The 12,576-nt window shown below is 49.3% G+C and carries 9 protein-coding genes and 1 pseudogene; 8 read left to right on the top strand and 2 right to left on the bottom strand.

All coding sequences use genetic code 11. The features are described from left to right. Window positions 1–407: 407 nt before the first annotated feature. Entirely contained in the window at window positions 408–1,694 is a 1,287-nt protein-coding gene (locus tag SHEWANA3_RS18630) for a hypothetical protein (protein WP_011718345.1), read from the bottom strand. 358 nt (window positions 1,695–2,052) lie between these two features. After that, a complete protein-coding gene (locus tag SHEWANA3_RS18625; RefSeq protein WP_011718344.1) occupies window positions 2,053–2,898 on the bottom strand; it encodes a LysR family transcriptional regulator in 846 nt (281 codons plus the stop codon). Between the two features lie 141 nt (window positions 2,899–3,039). Here SHEWANA3_RS18625 and SHEWANA3_RS18620 point away from each other — a divergent pair. From SHEWANA3_RS18620 to SHEWANA3_RS18585, 8 genes and pseudogenes are all read left to right on the top strand, one after another. Further along, window positions 3,040–4,556 (top strand): annotated as a pseudogene (locus SHEWANA3_RS18620) (arylsulfatase). Window positions 4,557–4,623: 67 nt separating this feature from the next. Beyond that, window positions 4,624–5,931, top strand: coding sequence for an anaerobic sulfatase maturase (locus tag SHEWANA3_RS18615; RefSeq protein WP_011718343.1), 1,308 nt, complete (start codon window positions 4,624–4,626; stop codon window positions 5,929–5,931). Further along, entirely contained in the window at window positions 5,915–6,916 is a 1,002-nt protein-coding gene (locus SHEWANA3_RS18610) for a MoxR family ATPase (protein ID WP_011718342.1), read from the top strand. The genes SHEWANA3_RS18615 and SHEWANA3_RS18610 overlap by 17 nt, the downstream gene beginning before the upstream one ends. 5 nt (window positions 6,917–6,921) lie before the next feature. Continuing rightward, complete coding sequence (locus SHEWANA3_RS18605) at window positions 6,922–7,914, top strand: DUF58 domain-containing protein (protein WP_011718341.1); 993 nt, start codon at window positions 6,922–6,924, stop codon at window positions 7,912–7,914. Further along, on the top strand, window positions 7,911–8,429 hold the full coding sequence (locus tag SHEWANA3_RS18600) for a DUF4381 domain-containing protein (protein ID WP_011718340.1): 519 nt from the start codon (window positions 7,911–7,913) through the stop codon (window positions 8,427–8,429). The genes SHEWANA3_RS18605 and SHEWANA3_RS18600 overlap by 4 nt, the downstream gene beginning before the upstream one ends. Further along, a complete protein-coding gene (locus tag SHEWANA3_RS18595; protein ID WP_011718339.1) occupies window positions 8,416–9,423 on the top strand; it encodes a VWA domain-containing protein in 1,008 nt (335 codons plus the stop codon). Before SHEWANA3_RS18600 ends, SHEWANA3_RS18595 begins: the two co-directional genes overlap by 14 nt. After that, a complete protein-coding gene (locus tag SHEWANA3_RS18590) occupies window positions 9,416–11,137 on the top strand; it encodes a VWA domain-containing protein (protein ID WP_011718338.1) in 1,722 nt (573 codons plus the stop codon). Before SHEWANA3_RS18595 ends, SHEWANA3_RS18590 begins: the two co-directional genes overlap by 8 nt. Further along, the gene (locus SHEWANA3_RS18585; protein ID WP_011718337.1) at window positions 11,134–12,552 is read left to right on the top strand and encodes a BatD family protein; all 1,419 of its coding nucleotides are present in this window, start codon (window positions 11,134–11,136) and stop codon (window positions 12,550–12,552) included. Before SHEWANA3_RS18590 ends, SHEWANA3_RS18585 begins: the two co-directional genes overlap by 4 nt. The last annotated feature ends 24 nt before the right edge of the window (window positions 12,553–12,576 follow it).

Below are 12,576 nucleotides of genomic sequence, written 5' to 3'. Positions count from 1 at the left end.
AGTTAATCGTCGAATGAACTTTAGCCAGAATCACAATTGTTTGAGAGGGGAGCATTGTTAAGGTGGGGATTGAAAACTTATCCTTGCATAGCTCACTTTTGATGAGCTGCTCTTCCCTGACTCATTTCATCGCTATTTTGATTAGCGAAATTTAGCGTTAACACTAAATCGGTATTGATTAAGCAACATCTTAACTACTGTTTATTAATCAAAATTTAACCTAGCGTACAGCATGTGGTGAATAGCGGCAAGAGAGATTCAAGAGGGACTGTAATCACTTCTCTTATGCAAGTTTCAGGTGTAGGTGTTCGCATTTGGAGTGGATATAAGTTTAGGCTTATATCCACTGATAAATAAAACCGAATGATTTAAGTTCACCTGCCCTAGAGGATTACTAACACTCGCTTCTATAGCTCATAGTGATTCATTGGTACTTGGCTTAGGTTGTCCAGTCGCCATGCGCCTTGCTCATAGATAAAGTTTAGGCTCTGTAGATCATCTTTAAAGTCATAGCGCTCGTTGGAAGGACTGAGTCTGTCCTTAAACTCAATTTGGATATTTTTATAACCATCGGCCAATTTCTGCTGACCTAAGTGATTAGGGAGCGTGATAAGGCGAGAGAGGGCGCTATCCAGCTCCTTATCTTGTATTGGCAACCGTTCTTGTTTAAAGCGCTCACTAAAAAGGGCGGAGAACTTTTGTTTATCTTTGCTATGACTGTAGGCGGCTAGCGTCCAGTTGGCGAGCACGAGTTCAAACGTGCTGTCGGCTTGGTTGAGTGCTGCAAAGGGCGTTTTATCCTTGTTCGACAAATAATCTTGGAAGATAGGGGATGCATTTTGGTAGCTGTCTTTAAGGATTTTGATGATTTCGTCGAGTTTCGGCTGATTATAGGTTTTAAACTGTGCGGCCAGCGCGTCGATAGCCTCACCTTTTTGCTCCCAGCTTAAGCGGCCTTCTGCAATTACTCTTAAATCTTTCTTGTGGGGTGTGACTAGTGGTTTGAGATCGGGGTTTTGATTCATGATGTTGCGGATGTTGTCACCAATCCCTTCCATAAATGCTGTGGATTGTAAGTTGGCTTTACTCTCAAACAATAATCCCGCGCCGCTATAAGGGTCGACCCAGAGATCTGGATTGTTGATTTCGGTCATGCGGTTTGCATCGAGTGCTTTTATATCAGCCACCTTAGTATACAGCTGGCTGAGTGCAGCTTGATGTTTAAGGGTGAAAGCGGAGCGTTCGGCTTTGGCTGTTGCATCAATTTGGCTGTATTGCTGAGCGAGTGATATTAGTTCTGCATCATCTTGGATCCGTTGGTGCGAGTAGTAACCGCAGCGGCTATCGCAGGCGTAGTTAGCCAGTGTTGAAATGCTGTCTAACTCTATATGCTTGGTTTGCACAAACACTAGGCTGCTATAAAGGTAAAGTGGTGTATCCATGCTCTTATCGACCAGATAAACCTTATTATTGGGGTTATGTTGGCCTGTGACATTGAGATCTTTCTTGGTGGCACAGACACTAAATTGATGTGCACTTACGGGAATATCCCGCTGATAGACTGAGACAAACAGTTTATCTAGGCTGATGTTAGCCGGAACTTCGCCTTTGATCTCGACATCGCATGTCTGTGCGAGGGCCAAGTGAGAAGAGCTGCCAAGGAGTATGGCTGAGAGAATCAGTCCTTTGTTCATAGAAAGCATCCTTATTTCTACCAATTTACTGTGTATAAGCGAGTGTAATATTGCGTTGTTAAAAATGGTTTGTATCTTGTTAATCGCATCCCAATCAGACTGGGACTAGGTGGAAACTGAGCTTATTGTGCGGGGGCGTTATCAGCAGAATCCATTCATAACTTGATAATAAACAAACCCATAGTACCTAAGTAACGGCAAAAAGTTAAACTTGAGATTGAATTTATGTAAAGGGTAGCGTTATAGACTCACCCGTGACTGTGATACTGCGACTGTGATACTGCGACTGTATTTCTGGGAAGTGTTTTACGGGTGCAATGGTTACATTGACACCCATTGTTGAAGCTCGAATTAGCAATTATTGCCTATGTAAAGCCTTTATCTTGGCTTTTATTTCTTCTCTGATTTTTTTATGCAGGGGATTTTTAATTTGTCGTTTGTGATACACCAAATGATAGGGAATTAAATCGGTATTAATGGGGCAAGTTAATATTTGCAGATTTAATTTTGCTGCCCATTGCTCGGCAAAGGAGCGAGCGATAACGGCAATTGAATCACTCTGAGAAATATTCAAGGCAATGCTGGCAATCGAATGACAGATTAATGCCATTTTGCGTTCTTCAATGGGTTCGTTGGCAAAGAGTTCGAAGCCACGGATCTTTTCCCACGTGCCGCTATAAAACACATGATCTTCACGATAAAAGGCGTCTTTGGTGATGCTTTGCTGAATTCGTGGATGGTCTTTTCGGCAAATCACCACTAAGGGCTCTAAGAGAATTTCCTCCACCATAAATGCACTGTCTCGAGTCAACATACTATCGACAATAATGTCGGTTTTCTCTTGGCGCAGGTGTTCAAACAGCTGGTTTTTCTCCGGCGGAGATTCTTGCAAGTTAATGTTATCAATGGGGAATAAGGTATTTATCAGCGACTCATTACAGTAAACATTAAACTGCTTTCGCATATTCATCGCATTTTCGATAATGCTGACAGCTTGACGAAAGGAGGGGATAAGTTGCTGCCCTTTGCTGGAGAGTTCTATGCCTCGCCCTTGCTTGATAAACAGATTTTCACCGTAGAGTTTTTCTAATCGCTTAATGGCGGCGCTAATCGCGGGCTGGGTCAATTGCATACGTTCGGCGGCCTTGGTATAGGACTGGCACTCTGCCACCACTAAAAATGTACGTACTAAATTTAAATCCATAATCTTCAATTCATAAATTTGATTTATGTATCGTAAAACATTTTGTTGATTGTTTCTTGTGCGTTTTGCGCCTAATCTGGATGGGATGTTTATATTTTGTGCGAGATGAGATAACCACCCACCGTAAAAAATGGAGTCTTTATGAGTACAGGAAAAAAACCGCGCTCAAATAAGTTTGTGCTAAATGCTTGCACATTGGCTTTGAGCGCCGCGTCAGTGACAGCCTATGCTGCAGATAAACCAAATATTCTGGTTATTTTTGGTGATGATGTGGGTTACTGGAACTTAAGTACCTACAACAATGGAATGTTGGCATATAGCACGCCCAATATTGACAGTATTGCCGCAGAAGGAACTAAGTTTACTAACTTCTATGCTCTGCAGAGTTCTACCGCGGGTCGTAGTGCTTTTATTACAGGCCAAATGCCTAAGCGTACAGGTCTCTCTAAAGTCGGTATGCCAGGCGCGCCTGAAGGGATTAGCGAAAAAGATCCCACAATTGCCACTATGCTAAAAAATTTAGGTTATGCCACGGGCCAATTTGGTAAAACCACTTAGGCGATCGCGACGAGCATTTGCCGACTAACCATGGTTTCGACGAGTTCTTTGGTAACTTGTACCACCTCAATGCCGAAGAAGAGCCCGAAAACGTTGATTATCCTAAAGATCCTGCCTTCCGTAAGAAGTTTGGCCCTCGCGGCGTTATCCATTCCTATGCCGATGGCAAAATCGAAGATACAGGCCCACTAACCCGTAAGCGTATGGAAACCGTCGATGGCGAGTTCCTCGATGCGGCTGGAGCCTTTATCGAGAAGCAAGTTAAGGCCGATAAACCCTTCTTCACTTGGTTTAACACTACGCGCATGCACAACTATACCCACGTGCCTGATTCCTATGCCGGTAAAACCGGTGCCGGATTCTATGCCGATGGTATGAAGCAGCACGACGATGAGGTGGGTAAATTACTGAAGAAGATTAAAGATCTGGGTATTGATGATAACACTATCATCATCTACACCTCGGATAACGGTCCAATGGTCGACATGTGGCCTGATGCGGGTGTGACGCCCTTCCGCAGTGAGAAAAACACCGGTTGGGAAGGTGCATTCCGTGTGCCCGGCATGATCAAATGGCCTGGACACATCAAGCCGGGAACCACTAAAAACGGTATTGTCTCCTTGGAAGACTTTTTCCCAACCTTAGTCGCCGCAGCGGGCGGTGAAGGGGTTGAGAAAGAATTACTCAAGGGTAAAAAGGTCGGTAAACAAACCTACAAAGTGCACCTCGATGGTTACAACCAACTGCCTTATTTCACCGATAAGACCCAAGAATCGGCTCGTAAAGAGTTCGTTTACTGGAGTGATGACGGTGACTTATTGGCATTGCGTTACAACCAATACAAGTTCCACTTCATGATCCAAGAACATGAAACGGGCTTTGCGGTTTGGCAATATCCATTCACTAAGTTGCGTGTACCTTTGATTTTCGACCTCAGTGTCGATCCATTTGAGAAGGGTGACAAAGGTATGGGTTACAACACTTGGATGTACGAACGTGCATTCTTGATGGGCCCCGCCATGGCTAAGGTCGGTGAAGTCATGGAAAGCTTTAAAGAGTTCCCACCGAGGATGGAAGCTGGTACGTTTGTTCCAAGATAAACAAGCTGTTTTTAAATAGAAATTGGCTGACGTTTATCTGAACGTCAGCCAATACAAGGAAGTCTGCATGACAAAAACTTCAATGCGAGCATCAACGATACTCGATGTCGTACCGTTAAAATCAGCTGCAAAGGCGCTTGGAGAGCATCCCGATTACCAACGTCGTTTCCACGTGATGGCCAAACCCGGTGGGGCGAAATGTAACATCGATTGCCAATATTGTTTTTATCTGCACAAAGAAGGCTTATTGCATCAACCTAAGCAACCTGAGATGGATGATGCGACCCTCGAGGCCTATGTTAAAGGTTATATCGAAAGCCAAGATGGCGACGAAATCGTATTCTCATGGCAGGGTGGCGAGCCGACCCTGTTGGGCGTGGACTATTTTCGCAAAGTAGTTCAGCTACAGAAAAAATATCGGCCCCTAGGCGTTAACATTGAAAACGATCTGCAAACCAACGGCATTCTATTAAACGATGAATGGTGCCAGTTTCTTGCCGAGCATAATTTCCTTGTGGGGTTATCCATCGACGGTCCCGAAGAACTCCATAACAAATATCGTGTGACCCGCAGCGGCAAGCCTACCTTTCATTTAGTGATGGCCGCGGTCGAAAAACTCAAACAATACAAGGTGCGTTTTAATGCCTTAGTGACGGTTAACCGCCACAATGTGAAGTACCCGCTCGAAGTTTACCGCTTTGTCACCAAAGAGTTGGGTGCGACCTATATCCAGTTCAATCCTGTGGTCGAACCTAGCGATTTTAAAACCACGGCGCCGCAGTTTTGGAACAGCAGCATGATACCCACGGTCGGCAGCGAGCTGGCGAAACCTGGGCATCCTATGTCTGTGGTGACGGATTGGTCAGTCGATGCCGATGACTGGGGCAAGTTCCTCATCGTCACCTTTGAAGAGTGGATCAACAACGACCTTGGCCGAGTGCTGGTTAACCTGTTTGAGACGGCGGTCGCCCAAGTGATGGGCAAACCGGCGCAGCTTTGTATTACCGCTGAGTTTTGCGGTAAGGGCTTAGCCATTGAACATAATGGCGATGTCTTTAGTTGTGACCATTACGTTTACCCCGAATATAAGATTGCCAATGTGCACGAGCGCCCACTCAATGAAATGGCGTTCTCGACCCGGCAATTAACCTTCGGCTTAGCCAAGCGTGATTCGTTACCCCAATACTGTAAAGACTGCCCTTATCTCAAACTCTGTTGGGGCGAATGCCCTAAAAATCGCCTGCTGAAAACCCCAGATGGGGAAGAAGGGCTCAATTATCTGTGTCCAGGGATTAAAGCATTTTTCGATTATTCGTTGCCGATTCTCACGGGATTGGCCGTATTGCTAGGACAACCACATGGAACCAATGGCTAACACACAAACGCGTGCGCACGGGGATATTCTCGCCTTAATTGAACAGGTTGAATCTCAAGTCGTTGGGCAACGCACAGTGATCCGCAGTCTGATTTTGGGCTTACTTTGCAGCGGTCATGTGCTGCTCGAAGGTTTGCCCGGAACGGCCAAAACCCGCTCGGTTAAAGCCTTGGCCAATGCCTTGGCGATTTCCTTTGGCAGGATCCAGTTTACGCCGGATCTCTTGCCCTCCGATGTCACGGGCACTGAGGTGCTCCACGAGGCTGAGGGTAAATCGACACTCAGGTTTCAGCCGGGGCCAGTATTTAACCAAATTGTGCTGGCCGATGAAATTAACCGTGCCCCCGCAAAGGTGCAGGCGGCGCTGTTAGAGGCTATGGCCGAAGGCACTATTACCGTGGCGGGGCAAACCCATGTGCTGCCCGAACTCTTTATGGTGCTGGCAACACAAAACCCCATCGAGCAGGAGGGTACCTATCCGCTGCCCGAAGCGCAGATGGACCGTTTCCTGATCAAAGCGTCGGTGGAATACCCCACAAAAGAAGCAGAGCGTGACATCGTACGCCTCGTTCGCAGTGAGGAAAACGGCGTTTTTAGCGCCGACAAACCACAAACCATCACCATAGATCCCGCCAGTATTCTCAAGGCGCGGCAGCAAATTGCGGCCGTGACGCTATCGGATATGGTGGAGAACTATATTATCGATTTAGTGATGGCGACGCGCCAGCCGGAGCAATATCCCCTGTCTAAGTTAGCCAGTTGGCTGATGATTGGCGCCAGCCCACGGGCATCGATTGCGTTGGACAAATGTGCCCGCGCCTTGGCTTGGCTCAATGGCCGTGACCATGTGCTGGTGGACGATGTGCGTGAGGTGGCGATTTTAGTGTTGAGCCATAGGTTGAGCCTCTCCTACGAGGCATTAGCGGACGGGGTCAATCAGCGCGATCTGGTGCATGAACTGCTCGATGTGGTCAGTATTGGATAACGGCTATGGCGCTCGCATCTCTGGCCGCATCCTCTCGATCTCAGTCGTCCCTATCTTCAGCTAAGCAAGAGGATCCCCGTATCTATGCCAGTTTGCCGCAACTGGTGCGATTGCAGGGACAGACGACGCAAATCAAACTGCTTAGCCTGCGTTACTCTCGGGCGCACCTTTCTGGCCGTTATCAATCGCACCAACGGGGACGCGGGCTGAACTTTGAGGAGCTGCGCCACTACCAACTGGGTGATGATATTCGCCAAATGGATTGGAAGGTCACCCAGCGCACGGGTAAGCCTCATGTGCGCAGTTACACCGAAGAGAAAGATCGCCAAGTGATCCTCTGTGTTGACCAACGTAGCTCCATGTATTTTGGCTCGGTGAGCCATATGAAATCCGTCGTGGCCGCCGAAATTGCGGCCTTAATGGGTTGGCTCGCGCTGGCCAATAACGACAGGGTTGGGCTGTTGATATCCGCGACTCAGCAGCTGCATTGGTGCTCGGCAAAGCGTGGTACGGCGCATTTTTTAATGGGATTAGATAGGCTTATCCAAGCAAATCATTCCCTGAGCGCGGCGAGCCGAGATAGCAAACGGGTAAGCTTCGCCCAGTGGATGCAGATCTTAAGTCAGCGCCGCCTCAAGGCCGCAACGCTAATGATTGTCAGCGACTTTGCCGATGCCGATAACCAATCCCTCAAACAGTTAAAGTACCTGCAGCAGCATAATGATGTGCTGTGTATTTTTATCTCTGATCCGATGGAAACCCATGTGCCAGAGGACAGTGTCAGCAGCACTTGGGTGGTGGGTGATGGCCAATATCAGTTGGCATTACAGAAGGGGCAACAAACGGCCGAGGTGAATAAGGCGCTGCAAAAACAATATCTTGAAAAACAAACCCAACTCAAAAATCTGATGGCGATGCAGCGTATGCCTTTTATTGAAATCGGCACACAAGGCGATCATCTGCTGCAACTGGCTCGTACCCTGAGTGATATCCAATGACAGCAATCTTACTGCTTGGCGCAACTCAGTCTCCTCCTAGCAGCTACATGCTGAGGGAGTTAAAAGACGTGGCTCAGCCCGATCCTGTGAGCTGGTGGCCACAGACTCTAGGTTGGCAGATATTACTGCTGATGTTGCTGCTGTATCTGGGTTATCGACTGTATCTCAAGGGGATTTTCTGGTGGCGTAACCGTTACCGCCAAGAGGCGATAACGGCCTTGCAGAGTCTGTCGGCGGAGGATCCGCATTGGCCGACGCAGATGATGAAGATTATTAAAATCGTGATGGTCTACTTAGAGCCGAAAAACGCCTCCCTATACGGTGCTCCCTTGCTCGAGCAGATGGGGCGCTACCATACGAAGGCTCAGCTAGCGAACGATGAATCGTTTCAGCAGTGGCTAAAATGCCTTGAAGATCCTAATGCCGCTCGCCCCGACTTTAGCGTTGTGCGCCAAGGGCTAAGCCTGTGGTTAAGCGGGCATCACTTGCCGGAGGCAGGCCATGGATCAGCTTGAGTTTGCCTATCCTTGGGCGTTTATCCTGTTGCCGCTGCCCGTGCTGGTGTACTGGTTTGTGCCCGCGTACCGTAGCCGCGAAGACGCGATCAAAGTGCCGTTCTTTACCGAAATCCTACGGGCATTGAATGAGACTCCAAAAGTCGCCGCTGGCCTGCTTAGCCCAAAACATTGGCAGCGGGGCATGCTGATCCTCTCTTGGATGTTGATTGTCAGCGCATTGGCTAAACCCAGTATCCTCGGTGAAGTGCAAACCCGCGAAGACTTCGGGCGGGACGTCCTCATGTTGGTGGACTTGTCTGGCTCCATGGATGAGGCGGATTTTACCACCGCCGATGGCAGCACCTTAACCCGCTTAAATGCGGCGAAAAACGTCTTAAAAACATTTATCGCCAAACGCAGTGGCGATAGGTTTGGACTGATTTTGTTTGGGGATGCCGCCTTTATCCAAACGCCATTTACCGCCGATCAGCAGGTGTGGTTAAGCTTGCTAGAGGAGGCGCAAACGGGGATGGCTGGGCAGAGCACTCATCTTGGCGATGCGATTGGTCTTGGCATTAAAGTGTTCGAGCAAAATCCACAGCCATCGGAGCAGCAGGTGATGATAGTGCTGACCGATGGTAACGATACCGGCAGTTTTGTCGAACCCGTGGATGCCGCCAAGATTGCCGCCGCAAGGGGCATCAAGATTTACACTATCGCCATGGGCGATCCAACCCATGTGGGCGAGCAGCCAATGGATATGGAGGTGGTCCAAAGGGTGTCTCAGCTCACTCAGGCGCGCGCCTTTATCGCCATCGACCAAGCGGAATTGGATAAGGCGTATCAGCTGATCGATAAGCTGGAGCCGCAGCAATACAGCAGCGCCAGTTTCCGCCCGAAAATTACCCTGCATTACTACCTGATTGCCATCGTACTCGCCCTGCACTTGTTGATTTTCAGTTGGATGACGCTGCGGCAAATGTTTAGTCGCGCCGAGGTGGCCAATGAGTGATTGGCATTTAGAACTGCAAATGTTGGCGCAGTTTCATTTTATTCGGCCACTCTGGTTATTAACCCTCATTCCACTCGCCATTGTGCTGATGCTGCGCTGGCGCCGGGATGATGTGCAGCAGCGGCTGGTGTTTTTCCCCAATCATTTACGCAGTGCGCTCACGCTGAATCAAGGCGGTTGGCGCAGTCAATTACCGTTGAAAATCTTAATGTTATTGCTGTTATTGGCGGTGATTATCTGTGCGGGACCGACCTGGGAGCGCGAAGCGTCGCCCTTCGGCGAGGATGATGCCGCGCTTATGGTGTTACTCGACAGCAGTGAGAGCATGAAACAGCAGGACGTGGCACCGGATAGACTCAGTCGCGCTAAACATAAGATCTTGGATTTAATCGCAGCGCGAAGCGGCGGTAAGACGGGGTTGATGGTGTTTGCGGGCAGCGCCCATGTGGCTATGCCCGTCACCAGCGATGCTAAGGTGTTGCAGCCTTACCTTGAGGCGATCAGCCCTGAGGTGATGCCGTTATCGGGCAAGGCGGCGCAAACAGCATTGAGTCAGCTCGCTGAGCAATTACCCGCGAATGCAGGCAACAGTGTTTTACTGCTCACAGACGGCGTTGATCAACTCACTATCGATGCGTTTGAGCGGTATTTTACCGAGCAGTTTGAACAGCCTCCCTATCAACTGTTGATCTTGGCGATCGGCGATCCCGATGTTCAATCGCAGGTGCCGGTGGACTTTGACTCCCTTGCCAACTTGGCCGATAGCACGGGCGGTAGTCTGTATCGCATGACAATAGATGATGCGGATATTCAGGCACTTGAGCGCAAAATTGAGCGCTTTAGCATGCTCAATAATGACTCCAGCATGCCTTGGTTAGATGAAGGCTATTGGTTGCTTTGGCCCTTAGCTTTGCTCAGTTTGTTGTGGTTTCGTCGGGGCTGGTTGGTGAAGTGGAGCCTAGTGTTAGCCTTAACGCTACCAAGTATTGTGCCGCAACAGGCCTATGCCGAAATCACCGTTTCTAAGGCGGCCACCGAGATCCAAGTGACACAAGTCAGCTTTGCCGAGCGGAGTTGGCAATGGTGGTTGGATCTGTGGCTAACGCCGGATCAACAAGGCGCATTCTGGTTTAATCAGGGCGAATTTGCTAAGGCGGCAGCGGCTTACCATTCGGTGCTCAACAAGGGCATCGCCTACTACTATGGCGGTGAGTATAAGCTCGCCCATTCGGCCTTTATGCAGGTCCAAACCGATCTTGGCGCCTATTACGCCGCCAGCGCATTAGCGCGGCAGCGGGAATATATTGCGGCGCGTAAGCTCTTGAGGACGCTGGCGAAAAAGCAGGATATTGCTCCCGAGCTAAAAGCCGATATCGAACATAATCTTAAGGTTATTGAGGGGCTTATAGATGAAATCAATCAAGCGAGTGCCTCCCAAGCCAACAGTATGGACGATCAGGAAACCTCCATCGAGTTGCCGGACGATCAGCCGCAGACCGCCGAAGGCGCCGATGAACAAACCTCACAGGATAAAATGCAGTCGCAAAACCTGACGGCGGAGCAGATGTTGGGCGATCCTAAATTGGCTGAAGTTTGGCTTAAGCGAGTCGAGGCCAATCCCGAACAATTTTTGCGGGCGAAGTTTCAGCTGCAAAATCTGCAACCTAAGGGCGAACAAGGTACCGATAACGCCAAGGGAGGATTGCAGCCATGAGTTATGCAATCAGTGCACTGAGCCGCGACAAAACGCTATCTGGCAGCAGAGTGCGAGTGCCGATAAGGCCTGTCATCGACGGTGTGAGATTGATGGCCAGAAGAGTCATCGCTTTGATGTTCATCAGCTTAGTATTGAATGGTTTGCTGCTCGCAACCCATGCCCATGCGCAGATGGACGATGCCCTACCAACCGAGCCGGCCACAGCGGTCAAAGTGAAGGCCTGGTTGGGTGAAAAACCGGATGGAACTGAAAAGCTATGGGCGCCCACGGAGCAGATCTTGTTGCAGATTGAGGTGTCGACCAATCGTTGGTTTACCTCGGGCACTCAGATAAAGGGCATTGAAATCCCCAATGTGTTAGTGAAGCAACGCAATACCTTTGCCGTTAACTATACCGAGCAGGAAAACGGCCAAACTTGGTCACGGCAGCGCTGGGAAATCGCCCTCTATCCACAAACCAGCGGTGACTTTTCCGTGCCAGAAGCCACAGTGATTACTCAGGTGGCTGGCGTCAATGGCGACAAACAAGCCGTCACGCTCACAACGCCTGCAATGGGATTTCGGGTGGCTCTGCCCAGTGCTGAGCTTGGGAGTCACAAAGCCTGGTTTGCGGCATCGAATGTCAAAGTGCTGCAGGAGTGGAGCCCAAATGAGGCTGAGGTGCTCAAAGTAGGGGATAGCCTAGTGCGCACCATTAACATTGAGGCCAATGATTCACTATCTGTGTTGCTGCCCAATCTTATGCCAGCGCAAGCTTCTCCCGATTGGAAGCTGTATCCCAGTACTCCCGAGTTGGTGGATAAACAAAGCCGTGAAGGTTATGTGTCGAGCCGAATCGATAGCCAAACCTACGTGTTGCAACATGGTGGCGATGTGAGCTGGCCCGAGTATCGACTCTGGTGGTGGAACACTCAAAGCGGCCAGTTGGAGCAGATAGTGTTGGAAGGGAAGACGATTAAGGTCAAGCATACCCTGAGTTCTTGGTTGAAGCACCACGCATGGACACTGTTCACCCTGCTGTTAAGCGCGGCGATATTGGGGTTATTGATGCGCAGGGGGAGAGTGTATTACCAAACCCATCCCATTCCCGTGTGGTTAGTGTTTTACCGCGCTCTGCGCCGAGGTGAGTGGCAAACCTGTCGGGCACTCTTGTACCGACGCTTACGTCGACGCAAACACTTACTGGCGATGACATCGGTGTCGACAGAGCCAGATTGGCAAGCTGCGGCTTTGAGGCTACAAACCAATGCGACTCGTCGGGCGGATTTTATCTACCTGTGGAAGCGTATTAAGCGAGCCAGAATGGGGTTAGCCTTACCTAAGGCGCTCGTCGCATTAGAGAAACAACCCTTCCTAACCGAAAAAGTACCAGCTGGAAAAGCGTTATCTGAACCCAAAGCCTCTGAGTTATAGAGGGATATTACAGATCGTAATAAG

The sequence above is a fragment of the Shewanella sp. ANA-3 genome, from assembly GCF_000203935.1.
Classification (GTDB): Bacteria; Pseudomonadota; Gammaproteobacteria; order Enterobacterales; family Shewanellaceae; genus Shewanella.
Note: the sequence above shows the minus strand (reverse complement) of the source record. Positions and strands in the feature narration are given on the sequence as shown.

What these genes read in the sequence shown, in the direction of transcription:
- SHEWANA3_RS18630 (WP_011718345.1), bottom strand. Translation starts at nt 1,694, where the DNA reads ATGAACAAAGGACTGATTCTCTCAGCCATACTCCTTGGCAGCTCTTCT.
- SHEWANA3_RS18625 (WP_011718344.1), bottom strand. Translation starts at nt 2,898, where the DNA reads ATGGATTTAAATTTAGTACGTACATTTTTAGTGGTGGCAGAGTGCCAG.
- SHEWANA3_RS18615 (WP_011718343.1), top strand. Translation starts at nt 4,624, where the DNA reads ATGACAAAAACTTCAATGCGAGCATCAACGATACTCGATGTCGTACCG.
- SHEWANA3_RS18610 (WP_011718342.1), top strand. Translation starts at nt 5,915, where the DNA reads ATGGAACCAATGGCTAACACACAAACGCGTGCGCACGGGGATATTCTC.
- SHEWANA3_RS18605 (WP_011718341.1), top strand. Translation starts at nt 6,922, where the DNA reads ATGGCGCTCGCATCTCTGGCCGCATCCTCTCGATCTCAGTCGTCCCTA.
- SHEWANA3_RS18600 (WP_011718340.1), top strand. Translation starts at nt 7,911, where the DNA reads ATGACAGCAATCTTACTGCTTGGCGCAACTCAGTCTCCTCCTAGCAGC.
- SHEWANA3_RS18595 (WP_011718339.1), top strand. Translation starts at nt 8,416, where the DNA reads ATGGATCAGCTTGAGTTTGCCTATCCTTGGGCGTTTATCCTGTTGCCG.
- SHEWANA3_RS18590 (WP_011718338.1), top strand. Translation starts at nt 9,416, where the DNA reads ATGAGTGATTGGCATTTAGAACTGCAAATGTTGGCGCAGTTTCATTTT.
- SHEWANA3_RS18585 (WP_011718337.1), top strand. Translation starts at nt 11,134, where the DNA reads ATGAGTTATGCAATCAGTGCACTGAGCCGCGACAAAACGCTATCTGGC.